Source organism: Paenibacillus sp. WLX1005 (assembly GCF_046603685.1).
GTDB lineage: Bacteria > Bacillota > Bacilli > Paenibacillales > Paenibacillaceae > Saccharibacillus.
Genome location: NZ_CP176756.1, coordinates 3,759,440 through 3,784,740, shown reverse-complemented (window position 1 = coordinate 3,784,740; position 25,301 = coordinate 3,759,440). Strand labels below are relative to the sequence as shown.

Below are 25,301 nucleotides of genomic sequence, written 5' to 3'. Positions count from 1 at the left end.
TTTTCCCGCAATGGCATAAGGATATGGTAGCGGCACTTTCTGTGAGAGAAGAAAAATGCTAGAATAAGTTTGGTAGATATTAAAGTTTTGTAAACTTTAATATTGGCAAACATGATAAGGCATCTGCTGAGAAACATGACATGCCCCGCGATCATTCTTTTTTCTTTACACTTTTACTGGCGCTACAGCTTTGAAAAAGTTTATAGAAAAAAGAGGGAAAGCATACGCAACGTTGAATACTAAAGTAGAGAGCAATTTTAAAAAAATGTTTTTCGGAAATTGAATTTCCGGTTGGTAACCAATATCGCCAAAGGCTGGAAATCAATCATTTATTATGCAATATGCAGGAGGTGCCAGGGGCTTGAGCAACAATGACATCATTGTTAGTTTGGACATCGGTACATCCAAAGTTCGTGCTATTATCGGGGAAATTAACAATGGAACCTTTAATATTATTGGAGTTGGATCTGCCGACTCGGAGGGGATTCGCAAAGGTGCAATCGTCGATATCGATCAGACTGTGCAATCCATCCGAAATGCTGTTGATCATGCAGAGCGTATGGTCGGCATTCAAATATCTGAAGTAATTGTGGGTATTTCGGGAAATCACATCGGACTTCAAACGAGCCATGGAGTTGTAGCCGTATCCAATGAAGACCGTGAAATCGGCGAAGAGGATATCGAACGGGTGTTGAAGGCAGCAGAAGTAATTGCTCTTCCTCCTGAACGTGAAATTATCGATGTTGTCGCCAAGCAATATGTTGTCGACGGTCTGGAAGGAATTCAGGATCCTCGCGGCATGATCGGAGTACGTCTGGAAGTGGAAGCAACCATCATCACCGGTGCCAAAACATCCATTCACAACTTACTCCGCTGTGTGGAAAAAGCCGATCTACATATCAAGGATCTGGTCTTGATCTCACTGGGAGCCGGTCAATTGGCGTTATCCAAAGATGAGAAAACAATGGGCGCTATACTGATTGATATCGGTGCAGGTTCGTCCACGATTGCGGTATTTGAAGAAGGCGCACTCAAATCGACGTCTACTTTACCAATCGGCGGCGAATTCATCACCAACGATATCGCTTATGGATTGCGTACCTTGACAGAAAATGCTGAAAAAGTGAAATTGAAATACGGCTGTGCGCTGGTTGAAGAATCCGCACCGGATGTCGTATTTAAAGTTCAACGCATCGGCAGCAATGTGGACAAAGAATTTACCCAGCAGGATTTGGCAGCGATTATTGAGCCGCGCGTACAGGAAATTTTTGAACTGATTCGTCAGGAAGTTGTGCGTCTCGGTTATCAAGAGCAGCCTGGTGGTTATATACTCACAGGAGGCACAGTTTCGATGCCGGGTGTTTTGGAAATTGCCCGCGAAGAACTGGCAGCTTCCGTCAGAGTGGCAGTACCTGATTATATCGGTGTGCGTGACCCTGCTTATACGAGCGGTGTCGGCATTTTGTACAATGTAATCCGCAATATTCGCGGTGGCAGCAGCAGTGTAGCCGGAAGTAGCAAGAAGGCGCCGGCGCGCAATAAGACTGCATCGACCCCGGAAAGCAATGCAAAACCGGGCTTGATTGAACGGCTCAAAAATATGTTCAGTGAATTTATCTAATGAAGTTCATTCTTACTGGAAATGAGCCATTCATGGACAATGAGGGGGAGATGGGATAGATGTTGGAATTTGATTTCGAAATGGAGAGCCTGGCCCAGATTAAGGTCATCGGTGTAGGTGGCGGCGGAAGCAATGCTGTCAACCGTATGATTGAAAATGGCGTTCAAGGCGTGGAATTTATAACGGTAAATACAGATGCACAGGCACTGCATCTGGCCAAATCCGAGCACAAACTGCAAATCGGCGATAAGCTGACTCGCGGTCTGGGTGCCGGTGCAAATCCGGATGTCGGTAAAAAGGCAGCTGAAGAATCTCGTGACCTGATCAGCAACACGCTGAAAGGCGCAGACATGGTATTCGTAACCGCAGGTATGGGTGGCGGTACGGGTACAGGCGCTGCTCCAGTGATCGCTGAGATCGCTAGAGAATGTGGCGCGCTGACAGTTGGCGTTGTTACTCGTCCATTCACCTTCGAAGGACGCAAACGCTTCTCGCAAGCCGAGCTTGGCATCGAAGCACTGAAAGAAAAAGTAGACACACTGATCGTGATTCCGAATGATCGCCTGCTGGAGATCGTGGACAAAAAGACTCCAATGCTGGAAGCATTCCGTGAAGCGGACAACGTGCTTCGTCAAGCGGTACAGGGTATTTCTGATCTGATCGCTGTACCAGGTCTGATCAACTTGGACTTTGCCGATGTAAAAACAATCATGACGGAACGTGGTTCTGCTCTGATGGGTATCGGTGAAGCAACAGGTGAGAACCGTGCAGCGGAAGCAGCACGCAAAGCGATCATGAGCCCACTGCTGGAAACGTCCATTGAGGGCGCTCGCGGTGTAATCATGAACATTACTGGCGGCAACAACCTGTCGCTGTATGAAGTAAATGAAGCAGCCGAGATCGTAATCAGCGCTTCTGATCCAGAAGTGAATATGATCTTCGGTGCGATCATCGACGAAAACCTCAAGGAAGAGATCAAAGTGACCGTCATTGCGACAGGCTTTGAGCACAAACCGGCACAGCCGTTGCAGCCTTCCCGTCGTCCAGCGACGCCACAGCAACAACAGCAGCAGCCACAATCGTCATCTTCCGCTGAACAAGGCGAGGAAAAAGCACCAAGTCCACGTCAGTTCAACAATAACAACAATCAGCAGCAGACAAGTGGAGATCAACTTGATATTCCAACGTTCCTGCGTAATCGTTCCCGTCACAAAAACGACTAGAGCGATAGATTGGAAGATGGATTAGCATCATAATTATTGCAATCGAACTGCAAGGAATATTGCAGATCTCATAAGGAAAGGACTTGTTTTCTACGGAAAACAGGTCTTTTTCATTTCAGCGCATTTCGGCAAGTTCATGATCAATTTATACTTTCAATAGTGAGGTGCAGCATGGAACCATTCGAAAGTCGTATCCAAACTACCGGTCCTGAACTATTTCAGCTGGATTGTTCAGGCTGGAGCAGCGGAATTAGTGCAGGCTTCACCGGGCGTCGCGGCGGCATTAGCCGGGAACCGTATCATTCGTTTAATTTGGCTTATCATGTAGAAGATCGCCCAGAGGATGTACTAGGGAACCGTCGCTTGCTCTGTGAAGCGCTTGGTTTTCAACCGCAAAACTGGGTGTGCGGTGAGCAGGTGCATAGTAGCAATATCGCTGTTGTCACAGCAGAGCATGCAGGGAAAGGCTGGGCAGATCGGGAAAGTGCGTTTCAAAACACAGATGGACTTGTGACGGATGTGCCGGGTCTGCTGCTCACTTCCTTTTACGCAGATTGTGTGCCATTATACTTTATAGATCCTATACGCCGAGTCGTTGGGCTTGCTCATGCTGGTTGGAAAGGCACTGTCGCTAATATTGCTGGCGAGATGGTACGTACGATGCAGCAACATTATGGCAGTAGCCCTGCTGATCTGCATGCCGCTATCGGGCCTTCGATTGGGATGGATCAGTATGAGGTTGATGCGCATGTGATGGATAAGGTGGATGTTTGGACAGCCGCATTGCAGGGTAATGGACAAGAGCCTACATATGCAAAACAGGGATTACCCGGCAAAACATGGCTAGATTTAAAACAATTAAACCGCGAAATCATGATTTTTGCAGGAATACAGCCACAGCACATCGAATATAGTACATGGTGTACGTATGATCATCATGATCTTTTCTTCTCATATCGCGCTGATGGAGGCCGTACAGGCCGAATGGCAAGCTGGATTGGTATAGAAATGGAGTGACACAGATTGGGATTGCAAGAACGAATAGCTCAGGTACAGCAGCGTATTGAAGCTGCCTGTGAGCGCAGCGGACGACGTGCGGATGAGGTACAGGTGGTCGCTGTGACCAAGTATGTATCCACGGACAAAACAGAACGCGTGCTGGATGCCGGGCTGAATCATCTAGGTGAGAACCGCTGGCAACATGCAAAGGATAAATGGGAAGCTCTGCATGAACGCGGAGTGTGGCATTTTATCGGTCATTTGCAAACAAACAAAGTCAAAGACGTAATCGGCAAATTTCAATATATCCATTCACTGGATCGTCTGTCCCTTGCCAAAGAGCTGGAGAAAAAGGCGGCTGAAGCAGACTTGACGGTACAAGTATTTTTGCAGATTAACATATCAGGTGAAGAGTCCAAATATGGAATTTCTCCGGAGCAGGCGCAGCCATTGTTAGAACAGGTGGCAGCGATGCCACATATACAGGTGATTGGCTTGATGACGATGGCGCCGGAAGTGGATAACCCGGAAGAGACGCGTCCCGTATTCCGCGGATTGCGGGAGCTACGTGACCGACTGAATAGCTTGCAACTAACACCAGATCCGATTCAGCATTTATCCATGGGCATGTCGGGTGATTTTGAAATAGCTGTCGAGGAAGGGGCGACCTTTGTACGTCTTGGCTCCATCCTGGTTGGCAAAGAGGAGGATTAACGATGGGTGTAATGAATCGATTTATGAATTTTCTAGGGCTTCAGGAAGAGGAAGAAGTGATCGAGCGCGAGCAGATTATCGAGGAAGAAGATGATTCGCGTGAAACTTCTCCGGCGGACGTACGTAAGAACAGTAGAGCCAATAATGTCGTCAGTATTCATTCACAGAAAAATGTCAAAGTCATTTTAAATGAACCGCGCAGCTACGACGAGGCGCAGGACATTGCCGACCATCTGCGTTCGCATCGTTCGGTTATCGTCAACCTGCAACGCGTGCGTACCGACCAAGCGCTTCGTATTATCGATTTTATGAGTGGCACGGTCTATGCACTGGGCGGTAGCATTTCCAAAATCGGCGGCAACATTTTCCTGTGTACACCGGATACAGTCGAAATCGAAGGCACAATCGCTGAGATTTTGAGCGACGATTTTGATTATAACAAGATGAGGTGAGCGGACGTTGAGCGCAATTTTTGAAGTACTCGGTATTTTGTACCGCATTTACATGTACATGATCATTATCTACATCCTGTTGTCCTGGCTGCCAAGTGCTCGCGAGAGTTCTTTCGGGCAGTTGCTAGGTCGACTGGTTGAACCTTATCTGGCACCATTCCGGCGCTTTATTCCACCGATTGGCGGCGTGCTGGACATTTCCCCAATCGTAGCGCTGTTTGTTCTGCAATTGGCGTTTAGCGGTTTGCTGTACCTGCTGCAAATGCTGATCTACTAAGACGGGAATGATACGAAACAATCAAAGCTGAAGCGCAGTGCGGACGGTATACCAGTTATTCATCCGCACGTTGCTTCAGCTTTTTGGTATGCAAATGGTCTTATTATTTGGTTCACAGTGTTCGTATTATGAACGATACATGCAAAAGGAATGACAATGGAATAGACGAATGTTATATCGTTGAGGAAAGGTAGACATCACGTATGAACAACAATATTTATCATCATTTTCACCCAGACGAACGTGAATTTGTAGAACGGGCGGCAGAGTGGGTGGAGAATGCAGCTCGTTATCATGAGCAAAAGTTGACTGATTTTCTCGATCCACGGCAATCGTATATACTCTCTACTCTGGTGGCACGCGAACCGGATGTGCAAGTAAGGCTAGAAGGCGGCAGTGAACATGCCGAGCGCCGACGTGCGATTATCGCACCGGATTATCTTGATTTGAGCAGTGAGGATATGCAGATGGAAGTACTGATGATCACGCCGGAAGGACAGAAATATACTGAATTGGAGCATGGCGATTACATGGGTTCCATTCTCGGTCTTGGGTTAAAAAGGGACAAGATCGGCGATATTCATGTGCTGGATGATGGCTGTCATATCGTTGTCGCATCCGAAGTATCCTCGTATCTCAATCTGCATATGAATCAAGTGCATCGTCTGCATGTGATGACGGAGCTGCTTCCGATCTATCAGCTTCGGTCTGCACAGCCAGAGCTGCAAACGATGGAGCTGTCTGTTGCTTCCCTGCGGCTGGATGGAATCGCCAGTGACGTATATCGGCTTAGCCGCAGCAAAATTCTGGTGCCGATCAAAGCAGGACGCTGCAAAGTAAACTGGAAACCCGAAGAAGATCCATCTCATCCGCTCAAAGAAGGGGATATGGTATCGGTGCAGGGATTGGGACGTTTTCGCGTGCTGGAGCTTGAGGGAATCACCAAAAAAGGTCGGTATCGCTTGAAAATTGGAAAATTTGTGTAAATGAAAAGAAGGAAAATGACGGCGGTCTGTGGAACCTATACAGTAACGACCTGTTTCAAATTCACCATGTTCCGGTGTATATACAAAAGGGTCTGACTGTCCGGGCAAAGCCGTCATTTTACATGATTTTCCGTCTATGTCATATGATGATGCCACGGCTGCAAGATCAACAAAATCGTCGCTACAACCGATATCGTGATCATGCTGCTTCTTTACGTACAAGATAGTATTCAATCGCGTCGAAATGAAGTATGATATCACTAATGAGGCAATTTAGCGGCCCGAATATTATAGGAGGTGTCTACCCATGCCATTAACCCCGCTGGATATACATAATAAGGAATTCTCGCGCAGGCTGCGTGGTTATGACGAAGATGAAGTGAATGAGTTCCTCGATCAGGTGATCAAGGATTATGAGGGGCTTATCCGCGAAAACAAGGAATTGCAAAATCAGCTGCTTGGTGTTCAGGAGCGTCTGGATCATTTTGCAAACCTGGAGGAGACACTGAGCAAAACGATCATTGTTGCCCAGGAAGCGGCGGATGAAGTGAAAAACAACGCCAAAAAAGAAGCGCAGTTGATCATCAAGGAATCCGAGAAAAATGCGGATCGCATCATCAACGAATCGCTATCCAAAGCACGCAAGGTGTCGATGGAAGTGGAAGAGCTGAAGAAGCAGGCTTCCATTTACCGTACTCGTTTCCGCACGTTGGTTGAAGCGCAACTGGAACTGCTCGGTCAAGATGGCTGGGACGCGCTGGAGAACCAGACTCGCGAACTCGAACGTACAAGCAGCGAGCGTCAAGAGCGCAATGAGCGTGACCGCGAGCAATGGAATCGCGAACGTCAAGATGAGCGTGAACCGGAAGAAAGCCGTTCCGGCGGTAGCGATCTGTATTGATAAGACGAGCCTTGGATCGTACAAATGATCAAGTTGTGACGGTAACGGACATTTGCCCGTTGTTGTGCCGAAATGGTTGACATTTGACGGACAAAGCGATATAAATATTTTATAGCTGTGACCGGATTATGTCCCGTGTCACTCCCCGCAATACATTTGCATACATTCTGTGATGGGGCCAGTACAGGTTATGATTGTTCTATAGAGAGTTGGCGGTCGGTGCAAGCCAATGAACAACGAACCATGGAAAATCTCCCCGGAGAAGCGCGGCTGAAATGAATCAGTAAGCCAAGCCGGATTGCCTGCCGTTATCAAGGCGCCGCATACATTGTGCGGGCACAAGTGTCATTTTGAATGGACATTGCATGTTATAATGAGCATGATATGGCATTCAGAATGAAACAAGGGTGGTAACGCGAGCAACCTCGTCCCTTTCCAGGGACGGGGTTTTTTTGATGTTTTGCAAGCGGGATGTTTTGAATGAAGAGAGGATGAATGAACCATGCAAAGAGTGGATGTCAAAGAAAAAGCACGGGCGCGCGACCTGCGTATTCTGAATAAATGGAATGCGGAGCGCACATTCCAGCGCTCCATCGAAAATCGTCAGGACATGCCGAACTTTGTCTTTTACGAAGGACCTCCAACAGCGAACGGTAAACCACATATCGGTCACGTACTAGGTCGAGTAATCAAGGACTTTATCGGTCGTTACAACACAATGAAAGGCTACCGTGTCGTTCGTAAAGCTGGTTGGGATACACACGGTCTGCCGGTAGAGCTGGGTGTACAGAAGAAGCTGGGCATCTCCCACAAATGGGAGATCGAAGATTACGGTGTAGAGAAATTCATTAACGAATGTAAAGCAAGCGTATTTGAATATGAGCAGCAATGGCGCGATCTGACAGAAGCAATCGGCTATTGGACAGATATGGACAACCCGTATATCACATTGAATAATGGATATATCGAGAGCGTCTGGAACATTCTGGCGACCATCCACGATAAAGGTCTGATGTACCGTGGGCACCGTGTTAGCCCGTATTGCCCGTCTTGTCAGACGACGCTCAGCTCTCACGAAGTTGCACAGGGCTACAAAGATGTCAAAGACCTGAGTGCTACTGCCAAGTTCAAGCTGCATGATAGCGGCGAATATGTACTGGCATGGACGACAACACCTTGGACATTGCCATCTCACGTAGCACTGGCAGTGAACCCGGATATGGAATATGCACGTGTGAGTCAGAATGGCGAAGTATACATCCTTGCCAAAAATTTGGTTGAAAAAGTCATGGCTCCAATCAAAGCTGAATACGAAGTACTAAGCACACTGCCAGGTTCCGAGCTGGTAGGCAAAACGTACGATTCGCCATTTAGCTACATCAAAGCAGAGAAAACGAATATTATCCTCGGCGCAGGCTTTGTTACTGATGCTAGCGGTACTGGTATCGTACACATGGCACCAGCGCATGGTGAAGATGACTATCGTGTTTGCCGCGAGAATGGAATCAGCTTCGTTAACTTGGTCGATCTGGAAGGTAAATTCGTACCAGAAGTAACGGATTTTGCTGGTCGTTTTGTCAAAGATTGCGATGTAGATATCATCAAATATCTGTCCGAGCATAATACACTGTTCAGCAAAGAGCGTTACGAGCACAGCTATCCATTTTGCTGGCGTTGTGATACGCCGCTGTTATACTATGCGATGGACAGCTGGTTTATCCAAACGACTGCGATCAAAGATCAGTTGATTGCTAACAATAGCGATGTAACCTGGTATCCGGGTCATGTACGCGATGGTCGTTTTGGTAAATTCCTGGAAGACCTTGTGGACTGGAATATTAGCCGTGATCGGTACTGGGGTACACCGCTGAATGTATGGGTATGTGAAGAAACGGGTGAGCAATTTGCACCGCACAGCATTGCCGAACTGCGTGAGCGTGCGATCGGCGACGTACCGGAAAATCTGGAATTGCACAAGCCATACGTGGATGATGTCAAAGTACGTAGTTCCTGTGGAAAATACGAAATGAAACGCACACCGGAAGTGATCGATGTCTGGTTTGATAGCGGCTCGATGCCGTTCGCCCAGCAGCACTATCCGTTTGAAAATAAAGATGTGTTCCAGCAGCAATACCCAGCGGATATGATCTGCGAAGGGATCGATCAGACCCGTGGCTGGTTCTACAGTCTGCTGGCAGTGTCGACATTGCTGACTGGTCAAGCACCATACAAAGCTGTCATGGCAACCGGTCACGTACTGGATGAGAGCGGACAGAAAATGTCCAAGTCGAAAGGCAACGTTATCGATCCATGGGAAGTGATCGACGAATACGGTACGGACGCATTCCGTTGGGCACTGCTATCTGATAGCGCACCATGGAACAGCAAACGTTTCTCCAAAGGCATCGTCGGTGAAGCGAAGTCCAAGCTGGTGGATACACTCGTCAATACTCATGCGTTCTTGACGCTGTATGCGACGATTGATGGATTTGATCCGGCAGAGCATCCGTTCCAACCGTCGGCACATAAGCTGGATCGCTGGATCGTGTCTCGCCTGAACAGCCTGATCATCGTGGTCGACAAGGCGCTGGCAGTGAACGATTATTTGAACTCGTCCAAAGCGATCGAAGCATTTGTCGATGAGCTGAGCAACTGGTATATCCGCCGTTCGCGCGATCGTTTCTGGGGTACAGGATTGACGGATGACAAGCTGGACGCTTACCGCACGCTGACTGAAGTGTTGCTGACGACTGCGAAGCTGCTGGCACCATTTACACCGATGCTGGCGGAAGACATTTATCTGAATCTAAGTAGTGGTGAGAGCGTGCATATGGACGATTATCCGGTGTCCAACGAAGCATGGATTGATGCGGAACTGGAGCGCGATATGGAAACAGCACGTCGCATCGTCGAGTTGGCACGTAACGTCCGTAACGAAACAGGCATCAAAAACCGTCAGCCGTTGTCCGAACTGATCGTGTCGATCGACAAGGACTTTGATCTGGCAAGTTACGAAGAAATCATCAAGGATGAGATCAACGTGAAAGGCATTCGTACCGAGCATGATGACGCTGGCTTCGTTGATTTTACATTCAAGCTGAACCTGAAAGTTGCTGGTAAAAAATATGGCAAAAACGTCGGTTTCCTGCAAAACTTCTTCAAAGAAATGTCCGCAGACGAAACCCGTCATGTTGTGCAAGCAGGCGTACTGAATGTGACTTCGCCGGAAGGTGAAGAACTGCATGTCACTAGTGAAGAATTGCTAGTCGAGAAAAAAGCCAAATCCGGCTTTGCTTCCGCGTCCGGTTATGGTCTGACGGTTGCACTGAATACCGACATCACACCTGAGCTGGAACAGGAAGGCTGGGTGCGTGAAGTGGTACGTACTGTACAGGACTACCGTAAAAAGCTTGATCTGCCGATTGAGAAATATGTACATCTGACTCTCAACGTCAGTGACGAGTTGCGTCAGGCGATTCAATCCTTTGACAGTGTACTGCGTGAGAATGTGCTTGTAACAGACGTGACCTTCGGCGAAGTGGAAGGCATGGAACAAGTAGAGCTGGTCGGTCAAAAAGCTAGCATCCACGTATCGTAATTCGCTATTCTCTGTAACATATACTAATATCTCAAAGTAAGCCAAGCAGCCTGTTCCTTTGATAAGGAATAGGCTGCTTTTTGTATAGCAACTTGTTTGAAGATTTGTCATGATGATCCTGAACCTATCCATTTATATGAAAATGGGATAACTAGCGTATCCCTGTTTGATCAATAGACGCACCCCGACCCCTATGCTACAATAAGAAAAGCTGTGTTCACGATGAAACGGACCCTGTAAGGCGATCCGCTGTCGCCGGCACAGGGATTGAACAAACAGGGTGGAGGATGAACGTGATCTATTATGTCATTGCGCTCGTGGCGATTATTATCGACCAGATCAGCAAATTTTTCGTAGCAACGCGCATGGAGTTGAGAGAGCAAATTCCGGTGATCGGTGACTTTTTCCTGATTACATCGCATCGTAATCAAGGAGCGGCATTTGGTATTTTGCAAAATCAGCGCTGGTTTTTCATCGTCATTACGATTGCAGTTGTTGTAGCAATCGTGTGGTACATTCAAAAAGTCAAATCACGTCCGGATAAGCTGCTGCCTGTCGCACTGTCGCTCGTACTTGGCGGAGCGGTCGGCAACTTTATAGATCGTGCACGGATGGGAGAGGTCGTCGATTTCTTCCAGTTTAATTTTGGCAGTTATACCTTCCCGATCTTCAACGTAGCAGATTCCTGCATCGTGGTCGGGGTGGCACTGATCATTCTTGACGCGCTGCTGGATATGCGCCGCGAAAAGAATCAGCCTGTAGAGCAGAAAGAGGAGAACATCTAAGTGAGTAATCATAATAACGAGCAATACCCGCAAAACGAAGCTGACCTGAACGAAGAAACATTGGTCGACGAATTGTCCGCCGAGTTGGATGATGAAGAAACTGGCGCTGACACATTGGAGTGGACGGTGGAAGCGGCAGATGCCAAAGCACGGATCGACAAATACATTACCGACCGGATGCCGGAAGGCTTTTCCCGTTCTCAAATTCAAGGTTGGATCGTAGACAATCATGTGACCGTCAATGGACAAACCGTAAAAGCCAATCGCAAACTGGCAGAAGGCGAGCAAGTTGTCGTTACGATTCCTGATCTGTCCGCAACCGAGCTGGAACCGGAAAATATTCCGCTGAATATCGTATACGAGGATTCCGACCTGATCGTGATCAACAAAGCACGCGGCATGGTCGTGCATCCTGCTGCTGGTCACTATTCCGGTACGATGGTCAATGCACTGATGTATCATTGCACTGACCTGTCCGGCATTAATGGCGAACTGCGTCCGGGCATCGTGCACCGTATCGATAAGGACACCAGTGGACTGCTGATGGCTGCCAAAAACGATAAAGCCCATGCATCCCTGTCTGCCCAGCTCAAAGATCACAGTGTGACCCGCAAATACATTGCGCTTGTACACGGTAATATTGATCACGATCATGGTACGATCGACGCCCCAATCGGACGCGCATCGCAAAACCGCAAAATGTTCACCGTAACTGATAAAAATGGCAAACACGCCATAACCCATTTTGCCGTTACCGAACGCTTCGGCGATTTCACCGTTGCCGAGCTGCGTCTCGAAACCGGACGCACGCACCAGATCCGTGTTCACATGAAATTTATCGACCATCCACTGGTCGGCGACCCGATGTACGGACGCGTACGCGCCAAAGCATCTTACGTCAAAGGGCAAGCACTGCACGCCGCCGTACTTGGCTTCGTACACCCAACGACTGGCGAATACCTCGAATTTGAAGCACCGATCCCGGACGATATGGAACAAGAACTATTCGCCCTGCGCAACCGCTAATTCCGTTTAAGTACAGAACGAATAATGCTGAGTGGTTGCATAACGATTGAGTGGTTATATGTGCTATATGGAATCTTATACAGAACTCGACAAAGAACTCTATATAGAACATTTCATTTACACCAATTGATTATGCAAATATCTATTCAATCAATATCTCATCTGTACAATGTTTCGTGCACTATCCTTCGTGAACTATCTAAAAGAGAATATCTGATCACACCAAAAGACTGGGAACTTGCTGTCGTGCAAACTCCCAGTCTTTTTGCATGGATCAATACTTCGCCTAAAATAGGCTATGAGGTATGAGGTATGAGGTATGAGGTATGAGGTATGAGGTATGAGGTACGAGGTATGAGGTATGAATTGACCCGCACGGAACGGAGGAAAAGGAAAAATGCCAAAAGACCGACTTTGAAGAGTGGAGTTTTTACCACTCACCCCCTATTCAGAAAAAACTCCACTCTTCACCCGAGGCCGTTGGCATTTTCCTTTTCCGGAGTGGTTTCTCTTATTCAATCCATGCCAACGTTGATCGGTTCCTGTATCTACATTTTGCCCCATACGTACCTGTTCATAAAACGAATCCTACCAACAAGGTTGACATCCCCACCCGCATCTGTCATAATTCAGTTCAGATGAATAAGCACCTTTAATTCAGTCCAGAGAGACTGGCAAGGTAACGTGAATGATGTTCACTGCAAGTACGCCCTCCGCTGGAGTGGCGAGGTTGCAGTGCGTCTAAGTATGACAGTCATAACCGAGGGTAGATGACTGCACACTCCTTGCCATTCCGGGCAGGGAGTTTTTTTATACCCTGTTTCGGATGGCGCAGCACGAGTTTGCAGCATGACCACAGCACGGTATGCCTGTTAACCACGGGGCCTTAGGTGTAAGCAACATAAACCTGAGGAGGCTACAAATCATGACAATGGATACGCATATCAACATTATCATGGATGAGACGGCAATTCGCCGGGCACTGACCCGTATTGCACACGAGATTTTGGAGAAAAATAAAGGTATCGAAGATTGCATCATCGTCGGCATCCGTACACGCGGCGTGTATCTTGCACGACGGATTGCAGCTCGTATTCAGGAAATTGAAGGCACTCCGGTTCCTTACGGCGAGCTGGACATCACCGGCTATCGTGACGACCGTAGCGACGAACCGAAGGCAGCACTAGGCGAACAAGTGCGATTGACGCCGGAGAATCTGAGCATCCGCGACAAGAAGATTATTTTGATCGACGATGTACTATATACTGGCAGAACAATCCGCGCAGCTATGGATGCGCTGATGGATTGCGGACGACCGAATATGATTCAACTGGCAGTGCTGGCTGACCGCGGACACCGCGAACTACCGATTCGACCGGATTACATCGGTAAAAATGTACCAACTTCCAAACTGGAAGAAATCGAAGTGCTGCTAAGTGAAGTGGACGGGAACGATCAGGTCAATATCCTGCAACATCGGGAGGTACTGGTATGATCATGACAACAACAAACCTGAACCAACGCAGCTTGCTGGGACTGAAAGGCATGAGCGCCTCTGAATTGACTTCGATTCTAGATCGCGCCGCATACTGGGATGCACACACCGAGAAACAGGTATCCGTGCTGCAAGGCAAATTTGTAGCGAATATGTTTTTTGAAAATAGTACGCGTACTCGCGTTTCCTTCGAAATGGCACAGAAGCGACTGGGCGCCGAAGTATTGAACTTTACATCAGCTGCTTCCAGTGTGGAGAAAGGCGAATCGATCTACGATACTGTTCGAACACTGGAAAGTATGGGTATCGATGCGGGAGTTATTCGTTTGAAGCCTGCGGGTGTACTACAACAGCTGGCAGAGAAAGTGAGTGTCCCGCTCATCAACGCCGGGGATGGTAACAACGAACACCCGACACAGGCGCTACTCGATCTGTACACAATGAAACGTCATTTTGGCGACATGAAAGGTCTGCGTGTCGCGATTGTCGGCGACATCTTGCATAGCCGCGTTGCTCGCTCCAACTTCTGGGCTCTGACGGCGATGGGGGCGAATGTGAGCTTCTGCGCACCAGATAATATGAGAGCAACCGACATTCCAGATATGAAATACATCTCTATGGAAGAAGCACTGCAAGCCGACGTGATCATGATGCTACGAGTACAGCTTGAACGTCACGCCAGCGGCATGATCCAATCTGCCGAAGATTATCGGCTGCACTACGGATTGACTGAGGACAGAGCAACGAAGCTGAAGCCGCATGCAATCATCATGCATCCGGCTCCGGTCAACCGTAATGTCGAGATCGACGACGCACTGGTAGAAAGTCCGAAATCGAAAATTTTCACGCAAATGCAAAATGGCGTACCGATCCGCATGGCGGTTATCGAACGCGCACTGCGCAATTAATCATACAGTAGATACACTTGAATAACGATTCAGGTATTCGCATCTGTATGCAACGATTATGCAGTGATGCGAATACCGATAACTTCGGAGGTATAGGATGACAATTTTCATAAAAAACGCAAATGTACTGAACGGACAAGGTGAACTAAAGGCAACGCATGTATGGGTAGAAGACGGTAAAATTGCTCGTATATTTCCGGCAGATCAAGCGGCAGAAGAGATCATCCGCGAACTGGCAAATGGCACCGAGCTGACCGAGATTGATGGCACTGGCAAGCTGCTGACACCGGGTTTGATCGATATGCACGTGCATCTGCGCGAGCCGGGCTTTGAACATAAAGAAACGATTGCCAGCGGCACAGAAGCCGCAGCGAAGGGCGGGTATACAACAATCGCTTGTATGCCGAACACCAAGCCAGTAACCGATAAGCCGGAAGTGGTAGAGCTTATTTTGGATAAAGCTGCACAAGCCAACGGCGTCAAAGTACTGCCATATGCAGCGATCACGTACAATGAACTGGGACGCGAATTGACTGACTTTGCAGCACTGAAAGCAGCAGGCGCTGTCGGCTTTACAGATGATGGTGTCGGCGTACAAAATGCACAAATGATGAAGGACGCAATGAAGCTGGCGGCTTCCATTAATATGCCGGTTATCGCTCACTGTGAGGACGATTCACTCGTTGTCGGCGCAGCCGTAACGGATGGTGAATTTGCTCGCAAGCACGGTTTAAAAGGCATACCGAACGAATCCGAAGCGATTCATGTCGGACGCGATATTTTGCTCGCCGAAGCGACAGGTGTACATTATCATGTATGCCACGTTAGTACCGAACAATCGATCCGCTTGATCCGACTGGCAAAATCAATCGGCATCAACGTGACCGCTGAGGTGTGTCCGCATCACTTGATTTTGTCTGACGAGGACATTCCGGGTATGGATGCCAATTGGAAAATGAACCCGCCGCTGCGCTCGCCGCGTGATGTGGAAGCCTGCATCGCCGCGCTGGAAGACGGTACACTCGATATCATCGTTACCGACCATGCACCGCATAGCGCCGAGGAAAAGGCAAAAGGCATGGAGCTGGCACCATTCGGTATTACTGGATTCGAAACGGCATTTCCACTGCTCTACACCAAGTTCGTCAAGACGGGACGCTGGTCGCTTGAACTACTGGTACAGCGCATGACTGCTGATCCGGCAAGAGTATTCCGCCTCGACAGTGGACGTTTGGAAACGGGCGCGCCTGCCGACCTGACATTGATCGATCTGGATAGCGAACGAGCGGTTGATCCGGCGACATTTGTTTCCAAAGGAAAGAACACACCATTTACAGGATGGAAGCTACAAGGATGGCCAACCATGACAATTGTGGACGGTCAAATCGTGTGGTCAGAGAAAACGATAACTACTAGTGCATAAATATACCAACTTGTGATATAATTATTCAGACGATTCAATAAGAAGGATGCATGGGTGTCCATGCTCCATCATTATAACTTTCAGGAAAGACAGAGGAGTGAAACGGAATGCAGGCAAAATTGTTATTGGAAGACGGAACATTATTCACCGGCCGTAGCTTCGGAGCGGAAGGCGAAACGACGGGAGAGGTTGTATTCAATACCGGAATTACCGGTTACCAGGAGGTACTGTCCGATCCGTCGTACTGCGGACAGATTGTAACGATGACTTATCCACTGATCGGAAATTATGGTATTAACCGCGATGACTTTGAGTCGGTTCGTCCATATATTAATGGATTCGTTGTCCGACGGCATGAGCCGGTTCCAAGTAACTGGCGCGCTCAGTACAGCATCGACGAACTGCTGCGCGAATATGGGATTATCGGCATCAGCGATATTGATACACGGATGCTGACACGCCGCATCCGTCATCAAGGCACGATGCGCGGCATTCTGTCGACCGCATCACTATCCACAGAGGAACTGATGGAGCGCCTGCAAGGAACAACATCGTCCATCGATCAGGTGAGCCACACATCGACGCGCCACATCTACAGCAGCCCAGGTGCGAAAGAGCGCATCGTGCTGATCGACTACGGTGCGAAGAGCGGGATCGTACGCGAACTGTCACAACGTGGTTGCGACGTCGTGGTAGTACCACAGGATACAACAGCTGAGCAGATTCGCCGTCTACATCCAGATGGCATTCAGCTGTCTAACGGCCCTGGGGACCCGAAAGATGTTCCGCATGCGGTCAATGTACTGAGCGAACTGCTTGGCGAATACCCGATCTTCGGCATCTGCCTTGGTCACCAACTGTTTGCACTGGCATGCGGTGCGGATACCGAGAAGCTGAAATTTGGTCATCGCGGTGGGAACCACCCGGTCAAAGACTTGAGCACTGGACGCTGCTACATCACTTCCCAGAACCACGGCTATACGGTCAAAGAAGAATCGATCGTAGGTACAGATCTGGAAGTAACACACATCAACAACAATGACAAAACGATTGAAGGACTGAAGCACAGCAAATACCCTGCCTTCTCTGTACAATACCATCCAGAAGCGGCACCGGGACCATTTGATAACAGCTATCTGTTCGATCAATTTTTGAATATGATTCGTGAACACAAACAAGACAATCCGAAGAAAACACGTCAGGCCGAAATGTTTGCCGCTGTGAAAGGAGCCAACTAAGCATGCCCAAGAATAATGACCTCAAGAAAATCCTCGTGATCGGTTCCGGTCCGATTGTAATCGGACAAGCAGCCGAGTTTGACTACGCAGGAACACAGGCGTGTCAAGCGCTCAAAGAAGAAGGCGTTGAAGTGGTGCTGATCAACAGCAACCCGGCAACGATTATGACTGATACGAATATGGCAGATAAAGTATATATCGAGCCAATTACACTGGAATTCGTGACCCAGATCATTCGTCAGGAGCGTCCTGATGGACTGTTGCCGACACTGGGCGGTCAAACGGGTCTGAATATGGCGGTAGAATTGGCACGCGCTGGCGTGTTGGAAAGCGAAAATGTGAAGCTGCTTGGTACGCAGCTGAATTCGATTGAAAAAGCGGAAGACCGCGATCTGTTCCGTGATCTGATGAGAGAGCTGGAACAGCCGGTTCCAGAAAGTATCATCGCGACTACGCTGGAAGAATCACTCGTCTTCGCTAACGAGATCGGCTATCCGATCATCGTGCGTCCGGCCTATACACTGGGCGGTACGGGCGGCGGTATTTGCGCCAATGAAGAAGAATTGCGTGAGACGGTAGCGGCAGGATTGCGCTACAGTCCAATCGGTCAATGTCTGGTAGAGAAAAGCATTGCCGGTATGAAAGAAGTCGAATACGAAGTAATGCGCGATGCGAACGATAACTGTATCGTCGTATGTAATATGGAGAACTTTGACCCGGTTGGCGTACACACTGGAGACAGCATCGTAGTAGCACCAAGCCAAACGCTGTCCGACCGTGAATATCAGATGCTGCGCTCTGCGTCGCTGAAAATCATCCGTGCGCTAAATATCGAAGGCGGATGTAACGTACAGTTTGCACTCGATCCACAAAGCTACCAATACTATGTAATCGAAGTGAATCCGCGTGTTAGCCGCTCCTCGGCACTGGCATCCAAAGCAACCGGTTATCCGATTGCCAAAATGGCTGCAAAGATTGCCCTTGGTTACACATTGGATGAGATCATGAACCCGGTAACTGGTCAAACATACGCATGCTTTGAGCCGACACTGGATTACATCGTTGCCAAAATCCCACGCTGGCCATTTGACAAATTCACCAGCGCGAACCGCAAGCTTGGTACGCAAATGAAAGCAACTGGTGAAGTAATGGCGATTGGACGTACGTTTGAAGAAGCGATTCACAAGGCCGTACGCTCACTGGAAATCGGAGTACACCGTATTCATCTGAAAGATGCGCACGAGATTTCCGATGAGAAACTGAATGAACGTCTGACCAAAGCAGACGACGAGCGTCTGTTCCTGGTCGCGGAAGCATTCCGTCGCGGCTACAGTCTGGATCAGATCCAAGAGCTGACCAATGTCGACTGGTGGTTCCTTGACAAGATCGAGCGGATCGTCGCTTATGAATCGGTCATTGCATTGGAAGAACAACTGTCTGATGACACGCTCTATACAGCGAAGCGTCTAGGCTTCACTGACCGTTCCATTGCTGAACTGCGCAAGCCGAATCAGCCGGATGACAAATTCAGCGATGAACATTCCATCCGTAGCTATCGTAAAGAAAAAGGTCTTGTACCTGTCTATAAAATGGTTGATACGTGCGCAGCCGAGTTTGAAGCGACAACGCCATACTACTACTCCACGTATGAAACCGAGAACGAAGTCACACAAGCCGAGAAGCAAAAGATCGTTGTGCTTGGCTCCGGTCCGATTCGGATTGGTCAAGGGATTGAGTTTGACTACTCGACCGTACACGCTGTATGGGCGATTCAAGAAGCAGGATACGAAGCGGTCATTATCAACAACAATCCGGAAACGGTATCGACTGACTTTAACACGTCTGACCGTCTGTACTTTGAACCGCTGTTCTTCGAGGACGTGATGAACGTTATCGAGCAAGAGCAACCAATCGGCGTAATCGTACAGTTTGGTGGACAAACGGCAATCAATCTGGCAGCACCACTGCAACAAGCGGGCGTCAACATTCTCGGTACGAGCCTTGACAGCATCGACGAAGCCGAAAACCGTAAAAAGTTCGAAGCACTGCTGTCCCGTCTGAATATCGCGCAACCAAAAGGCAGCACGGTACAATCGGTTGACGAAGCAGTAGAAACGGCACAGAAGCTTGGCTATCCGGTGCTGGTACGTCCATCGTACGTACTTGGTGGACGCGCGATGGAGATCGTGTACTCTGATGACGAGCTGCTGCGCTATATGGCAGAAGCGGTGAAGATCAATCCAGAACACCCGGTACTGATCGACCGTTATATGCTCGGTAAGGAAGTGGAAGTGGATGCGATCTGTGATGGCGATACGGTTGTTGTACCAGGCATCATGGAGCATATCGAGAGAGCAGGTGTTCACTCCGGTGACTCCATCGCTGTCTACCCGCCACAACATCTGACTGCCGAACTGAAAGAGAAAATCGTTAACATCACGATCAAAATTGCCAAGGAACTGAAAACAATCGGTCTGGTCAACATCCAGTTCGTTATTTTCCAAAATGAAGTGTATGTGATCGAGGTAAACCCGCGTTCCTCCCGTACCGTACCGTTCCTGAGCAAAGTAACCAATATCCCGATGGCGAATATCGCAACACAAGCGATTCTCGGACGCAAGCTGGCTGATCTCGGCTATCAAGAAGGACTGTGGCCAGAAAGCGACCACGTATCCGTGAAAGTACCGGTATTCTCGTTCGCCAAGCTACGTCGTGTAGAACCGACACTCGGACCAGAAATGAAATCGACTGGTGAAGTGATGGGTCGCGACCTGCTATATGCCAAAGCACTATACAAAGGTCTGATCGGTGCTGGTATGAAAATTCCATCCACTGGCGCGCTGATTGCTACTGTAGCCGACAAGGACAAAGACGAAGCAGTTCGTCTGCTCAAAGGCTTTTACCGTCTTGGTTACAAAATCATCGCTACTGGCGGTACAGCGGATGCACTGAAAGCAGCCAACATCCCGGTTACTGTCGTGAACAAGCTGTCCGAAGGCACACCGAATATTCTCGATCTGATTCGCAGCGGACAAGCAAACTTCGTCGTTAACACGCTGACCAAAGGCAAAACGCCAGAGCGTGACGGATTCCGTATCCGCCGTGAAGCGGTTGAGAACGGCGTCGTCTGCATGACCTCGCTTGATACAGTCGAAGCACTGCTGACTATGCTGGATACGATCAACTTCTCTTCCTACGCAATGCCATCGCTGAGCACACAAAAGCAGGCAGAGCCAGCAAGTAAAGACATTCAAGCTGTTGTCGGTCAATTGCAAGATCAAGAAACCATCATGAGCTAAATGCTATACCATCATATGCGCGGCGGACCATTTCCATGTCCGCCGTCATTTGTGTGCGCATCGGTATAAAGGAGATGAAGACAGATGAGCGAATATGTACATAGCGCTACTGCCCGGCGGCTGATCGTGGCGCTGGACTATCCAGATGTGGAACAGGCGCGACAGCTGATACACAAGCTAGCTGGTATTCCATGTTATATCAAAGTGGGAATGCAGCTCTTTTACGCAGCTGGTCCAGAATTTGTACGTGAATTGAAGCAAAAGGGCTACTATGTCTTTCTTGATCTGAAAATGCACGATATTCCCAACACCGTCAAAGGCGGCGCCCATAGCATCACCAAGCTTGGTGTTGATATGTTCAATGTGCACGCTGCTGGTGGTAAACAGATGATGCAAGCAGCCGTTTCCGGTATGGAGCAAGCATTAAGCGAAGATTCTTCTCTGAATCGTCCGCTGCTCATTGCTGTCACACAGCTGACCAGCACCTCGCAGCAGGTGATGAACGAAGAGATCGGTATCACTGGTAAAGTAGAGGATACCGTCGTTCGGTACGCTCAATTGGCACGCGAAAGCGGGCTGGATGGCGTCGTATCATCACCGCTAGAAGGCCCGGCAATCAAGCACATGTGTGGAACTTCTTTCCTGACGATTACACCCGGTGTACGCCCGGCAGGAAGCGATGTCGCTGACCAGACGCGCATTATGACGCCCGGACGTGCTATTGCCACTGGTAACGACTATCTCGTTGTTGGACGCCCTATTACCGCCGCAGCCGACCCAAGGCAGGCAGCAGAACAGATAATCAAGGAGATGAGTGAACATGTTAACCATTGAAGAAATCCCGGCACATATCGCCGCAGCCCTACTCAAAATCGAAGCAGTCGCACTCCGTCCGCAGGAGCCATTTACGTGGACATCTGGCATCAAATCGCCCATCTATTGCGATAACCGTTTGACCATGTCATATCCGTTTATCCGTGATCAGATTGCCGATGCGTTTGCAACGATTGTACGCGATCAATACCCGGATGCCGATGTCATTGCTGGAACGGCAACCGCTGGTATTCCACACGCCGCCTGGGTATCCGAGAAGCTGGATCTGCCAATGGCATACGTACGTGACAAAGCCAAAGGGCATGGTAAGCAAAATCAGATCGAAGGGCTAATCAAGCCAGGTCAGCGCGTCGTTGTGATTGAGGATCTGATCTCCACAGGTGGCAGTTCGATCAAAGCCGCGGAAGCGATCCGCGAAGCTGGTGCCGAGCCACTAGTTGTACTGGCGATCTTCAGCTACCAGCTGGACAAAGCGGTACAAGCGTTTGAAGATGCCAATCTACCACTGCAAACATTGTCCAACTATACCGCACTGATCGAGAAAGCGGTCGAACTGGGCAAAGTACAGGAAGAAGATCTGGAGCTGCTGCATTCGTGGCGCGAGAATCCGGAAGCATTTGGCAAGGAATAGACTAGATCGGATGAAATTAGAGATTGGATGATATTAGAGTAGACCTGATTAACATCCAAGATGAAGCATACCAAGATTGCAAACTAGCAGCAGAATGGACGGTATCGATCTGATCTGCTGCTAGTTTGTTGATTGATATGTCTTGTTGGTTCATCGATATGTCCTTTAGCAGGGAACGATACAATGTCCAAATGGCAATATGCGTATAAGAGATATGCTGCTACAGATGGAGTGGGTACAAGTTCGTTTGGTTATCCAACGCAAAGCGTATACATTGCAAGGCGTATACATCGTGTACTGACGTACTATACCCGTTGCATGAAAATGATTGACAATTCAGCAAAAATTGCGGTATATTAATTGAGTCGCTGTTTACATGAAGTACCATAATATTACGTTCATTATGTTGATGCGGGCCTATAGCTCAGTTGGTTAGAGCTACCGGCTCATAACCGGTTGGTCGGGGGTTCGAGTCCCTCTGGGCCCATATGAAAAAAGACGATTCGTCCGTTGAAGATTAGCGGACGAATCGTCTTTTTGTTTTAATGTAAAACTTAAATATTATCTGGTGTACGGTATGTATAGTAAGAATGCCAACGCCGATCTTCTGAGGTGCCTATTCCTCCGGCAAGTTCAAATAATTTTTTGAAATCAATAATAGTAATCATTCGTTTCTCGATATGAATGATACCATCTTGTTGCAACTCTCCAAGTGCTTTAGTAGCAGATTCTCGACCAATACCTACCATATTAGCAAGGTGTTGTTGCGGAACTTTCCAGTCAATTAAAGTTCCTTCTGATTGAGACTTGCCAAAATTAGCATATAGATCAAGCAAGAGATTCGCAATTCTAATGCGAACATCTAGAAAAGCCAAGTATTCAATTTTACGATCTGCTTGAGCTAATCGATCGCTCACTACGTAAAACATACGTCGCAAAATGATAGGATACATATCGATAAGTTCATCTAACTGTTTCGTTTTGATCATCCAGAGTGTAGTATTTTCTAATGCAGATACCGAAGCTAATCTCTTTTTTTCGTGATGGACAGCTTCTAGCTCACCAATAGTTTGACCCGAAAATTGATGTCCTAAAACTATAATTCGATCTTCGTCTTGACGATAGATTTGTAGTGATCCCGTTTTTATAATGTACATTTCATCTGCAATATCATTTTGATAAAATAAAACTTGATGCTTAGATAAAGTACGTTTTTGAAAGAAAGTTTGAACATGTATCGGATTATTAATAACTATTTCTTTGAAAAATGGAGTATCTAATACACTTACATACATAACCCTAACCTCTTTCTTCCATTTTAAGAAATATTATAACAAAAATATTTACTTTTTGAGAAGAAGATAAAATTATGGGGTGTATAGACCAATAATTTTAATTCTATTAAAACTAATATTACAAAAGATATTTGAATAATATTACTTATATATACTATAAAAATTTATAAATCCCCATTGATAAAATAAATACCAATGGGGATTTATAATTGTTACTATTGTAAAGTTAAAGTGATGCAATTACTATAAACGTCATTAGATGAATCATTTATGTTTATCTTAGCTTCAGTGGAAGTTTTGTACCATAATGAGTCTTTTGTATAACTAGAGTTTAAATCGGTTAAAACGAGACTTTTTAATGTCATGTTTTGATTATTTGTTATATAATACCAAAAAGCAGTCGCTACAGAAAAGGCATCCCAATAGTGAAGCTGGGATTTTGTGACACCTATTTTAGCTGTATTTTTATAATTAATTTGTCGTGCTACTTTGTATGAACCTGCAAAAAAGCCTTCATACAAAAAAATTGTTCCGTTTACCCAATTATTAATATTGGTGGTCACTTTAAAATTAGGATATTCACTGGATAACTTGTTGAAAATTTGAAGTCCAAAGATCTTTGCCATAACATGGCTGGCAGCTCCAGCAGAAGTATACCATAGATGAGAAGGTTTTTCCTCTTTAAAACGTGGCGTAACTGTATCATAATAGGTCCACATAGGTGCTTCGAAACCTATAGCTATTTTTTTATTATCTTCCAAACATTCAATAATTTGTTTAACTAATACATTAATATCAGAATCACATTTATAGCTTTTATTTGCGTTATACATAATTTTTTGTGGCTTGTTTACAACATATGGATTTATTTGATTGCAAATATCGTCTGGAAAAGAATCTACTTTTGCCCATACACTTTCTTTCCCTACATCAACTCCAAATACTATTATTTCATCTTGATCTTTCATAGTCACTTTCCTCTCTTTAAATAGTCAATTAAAATAATAAATCATATATTTTGAAAAATATGTATTTTTTACTACCGATTTATTGTGTTCTATGCCACATTTAATGCTTAAATTATAAAATATATTTCATAGCTCAAATTTTGAATCAAAAAGAAGTACTATCCGCAAATAGTACTTCTTTTGATTAAATTCAAATTTATTTATTAATTGTAATCATTATTAACGCGAAATATAAAATATGAATATATACCAATTGAATAACGTAAAAATTAATCAGCTTTTATGCTTTTGCGGTTTGTCGTCGTCGCTAGTGAAATCGTCTTCTAGCTTTTCTAGTGAGTCGTCGACGGCTTGCTCTAGCAGATCGGATGCGCTATTTTTATGATTTGGGTCGGGATCAGGGATAGGATCTACACCTGCGCCTTTCCCTTGTTCAAATGCGTCGTCTTTGTTGCTATCGGTCAAGTGTTTATCGTTATGTTCAGTCATGAGTATACATCCTTTCTTGTTCTGGTTAGTTTGATATTCATGTGGCAATCCTTCATGTTCCAGTTTGTTCAGCCCTATTCATGCTATTGAATTCTAAGTAGCTTATGAGCATAGGGTACTGGATTGTACTCGCATTGGT

21 protein-coding genes, 1 tRNA gene and 1 other annotated feature are annotated in these 25,301 nt (G+C 47.1%); of the genes, 19 read left to right on the top strand and 3 right to left on the bottom strand.

Annotated features, from left to right (window positions below):
* Positions 1-361 precede the first annotated feature (361 nt).
* From ftsA to ACE3MZ_RS16090, 19 genes are all read left to right on the top strand, one after another.
* Positions 362-1,621, top strand: a complete 1,260-nt coding sequence (gene ftsA, locus ACE3MZ_RS16180; RefSeq protein WP_411343172.1) for a cell division protein FtsA — start codon at positions 362-364, stop codon at positions 1,619-1,621.
* Positions 1,622-1,680: 59 nt separating this feature from the next.
* Positions 1,681-2,844: a cell division protein FtsZ gene (gene ftsZ, locus ACE3MZ_RS16175; RefSeq protein WP_411343171.1), complete on the top strand. Its 1,164-nt coding sequence runs from the start codon at positions 1,681-1,683 to the stop codon at positions 2,842-2,844.
* 171 nt (positions 2,845-3,015) lie between these two features.
* On the top strand, positions 3,016-3,861 hold the full coding sequence (pgeF, locus tag ACE3MZ_RS16170) for a peptidoglycan editing factor PgeF (RefSeq protein ID WP_411343170.1): 846 nt from the start codon (positions 3,016-3,018) through the stop codon (positions 3,859-3,861).
* Positions 3,862-3,867: 6 nt separating this feature from the next.
* A complete protein-coding gene (locus ACE3MZ_RS16165; RefSeq protein WP_411343169.1) occupies positions 3,868-4,557 on the top strand; it encodes a YggS family pyridoxal phosphate-dependent enzyme in 690 nt (229 codons plus the stop codon).
* Between the two features lie 2 nt (positions 4,558-4,559).
* A complete protein-coding gene (locus ACE3MZ_RS16160) occupies positions 4,560-5,009 on the top strand; it encodes a cell division protein SepF (RefSeq protein ID WP_411343168.1) in 450 nt (149 codons plus the stop codon).
* A gap of 7 nt (positions 5,010-5,016) precedes the next feature.
* A complete protein-coding gene (locus tag ACE3MZ_RS16155; RefSeq protein WP_411343167.1) occupies positions 5,017-5,286 on the top strand; it encodes a YggT family protein in 270 nt (89 codons plus the stop codon).
* A 203-nt stretch (positions 5,287-5,489) separates the two neighbouring features.
* Positions 5,490-6,272, top strand: a complete 783-nt coding sequence (locus ACE3MZ_RS16150; protein WP_411343166.1) for an RNA-binding protein — start codon at positions 5,490-5,492, stop codon at positions 6,270-6,272.
* A 307-nt stretch (positions 6,273-6,579) separates the two neighbouring features.
* The gene (locus tag ACE3MZ_RS16145) at positions 6,580-7,173 is read left to right on the top strand and encodes a DivIVA domain-containing protein (RefSeq protein ID WP_411343165.1); all 594 of its coding nucleotides are present in this window, start codon (positions 6,580-6,582) and stop codon (positions 7,171-7,173) included.
* A 160-nt stretch (positions 7,174-7,333) separates the two neighbouring features.
* Positions 7,334-7,609 (top strand) — a binding site (T-box leader).
* Positions 7,610-7,675: 66 nt separating this feature from the next.
* Positions 7,676-10,771, top strand: coding sequence for an isoleucine--tRNA ligase (ileS, locus tag ACE3MZ_RS16140; RefSeq protein WP_411343164.1), 3,096 nt, complete (start codon positions 7,676-7,678; stop codon positions 10,769-10,771).
* Positions 10,772-11,064: 293 nt separating this feature from the next.
* Positions 11,065-11,556 carry a signal peptidase II gene (lspA, locus tag ACE3MZ_RS16135; RefSeq protein ID WP_411343163.1) on the top strand — a complete coding sequence of 164 codons (492 nt, stop codon included), beginning with the start codon at positions 11,065-11,067 and terminating at the stop codon, positions 11,554-11,556.
* 60 nt (positions 11,557-11,616) lie between these two features.
* Positions 11,617-12,582: an RluA family pseudouridine synthase gene (locus tag ACE3MZ_RS16130; protein ID WP_411346818.1), complete on the top strand. Its 966-nt coding sequence runs from the start codon at positions 11,617-11,619 to the stop codon at positions 12,580-12,582.
* 931 nt (positions 12,583-13,513) lie between these two features.
* On the top strand, positions 13,514-14,077 hold the full coding sequence (gene pyrR, locus ACE3MZ_RS16125) for a bifunctional pyr operon transcriptional regulator/uracil phosphoribosyltransferase PyrR (protein WP_411346817.1): 564 nt from the start codon (positions 13,514-13,516) through the stop codon (positions 14,075-14,077).
* Positions 14,074-14,985, top strand: coding sequence for an aspartate carbamoyltransferase catalytic subunit (locus tag ACE3MZ_RS16120; RefSeq protein ID WP_411343162.1), 912 nt, complete (start codon positions 14,074-14,076; stop codon positions 14,983-14,985). Before pyrR ends, ACE3MZ_RS16120 begins: the two co-directional genes overlap by 4 nt.
* 97 nt (positions 14,986-15,082) lie before the next feature.
* Complete coding sequence (locus ACE3MZ_RS16115) at positions 15,083-16,408, top strand: dihydroorotase (protein WP_411343161.1); 1,326 nt, start codon at positions 15,083-15,085, stop codon at positions 16,406-16,408.
* A 107-nt stretch (positions 16,409-16,515) separates the two neighbouring features.
* Entirely contained in the window at positions 16,516-17,646 is a 1,131-nt protein-coding gene (gene carA / locus ACE3MZ_RS16110) for a glutamine-hydrolyzing carbamoyl-phosphate synthase small subunit (RefSeq protein ID WP_411343160.1), read from the top strand.
* 2 nt (positions 17,647-17,648) lie between these two features.
* The gene (gene carB / locus ACE3MZ_RS16105; protein ID WP_411343159.1) at positions 17,649-20,945 is read left to right on the top strand and encodes a carbamoyl-phosphate synthase large subunit; all 3,297 of its coding nucleotides are present in this window, start codon (positions 17,649-17,651) and stop codon (positions 20,943-20,945) included.
* 84 nt (positions 20,946-21,029) lie between these two features.
* Positions 21,030-21,779, top strand: coding sequence for an orotidine-5'-phosphate decarboxylase (gene pyrF / locus ACE3MZ_RS16100; RefSeq protein ID WP_411343158.1), 750 nt, complete (start codon positions 21,030-21,032; stop codon positions 21,777-21,779).
* Positions 21,766-22,410, top strand: a complete 645-nt coding sequence (pyrE, locus tag ACE3MZ_RS16095; RefSeq protein WP_411343157.1) for an orotate phosphoribosyltransferase — start codon at positions 21,766-21,768, stop codon at positions 22,408-22,410. Before pyrF ends, pyrE begins: the two co-directional genes overlap by 14 nt.
* Before the next feature lie 413 nt (positions 22,411-22,823).
* A tRNA-Ile gene (locus tag ACE3MZ_RS16090) sits at positions 22,824-22,897 on the top strand.
* 67 nt (positions 22,898-22,964) lie between these two features.
* Here the strand turns inward: ACE3MZ_RS16090 and ACE3MZ_RS16085 are convergent.
* The 3 genes from ACE3MZ_RS16085 to ACE3MZ_RS16075 all read right to left on the bottom strand — a co-directional run bounded on the left by ACE3MZ_RS16085 (position 22,965) and on the right by ACE3MZ_RS16075 (position 25,162).
* Positions 22,965-23,705, bottom strand: coding sequence for a Crp/Fnr family transcriptional regulator (locus tag ACE3MZ_RS16085; RefSeq protein ID WP_411343156.1), 741 nt, complete (start codon positions 23,703-23,705; stop codon positions 22,965-22,967).
* A gap of 215 nt (positions 23,706-23,920) precedes the next feature.
* A complete protein-coding gene (locus ACE3MZ_RS16080) occupies positions 23,921-24,673 on the bottom strand; it encodes a hypothetical protein (RefSeq protein ID WP_411343155.1) in 753 nt (250 codons plus the stop codon).
* Positions 24,674-24,946: 273 nt separating this feature from the next.
* Positions 24,947-25,162, bottom strand: a complete 216-nt coding sequence (locus ACE3MZ_RS16075; protein ID WP_411343154.1) for a hypothetical protein — start codon at positions 25,160-25,162, stop codon at positions 24,947-24,949.
* Positions 25,163-25,301: the final 139 nt, after the last annotated feature.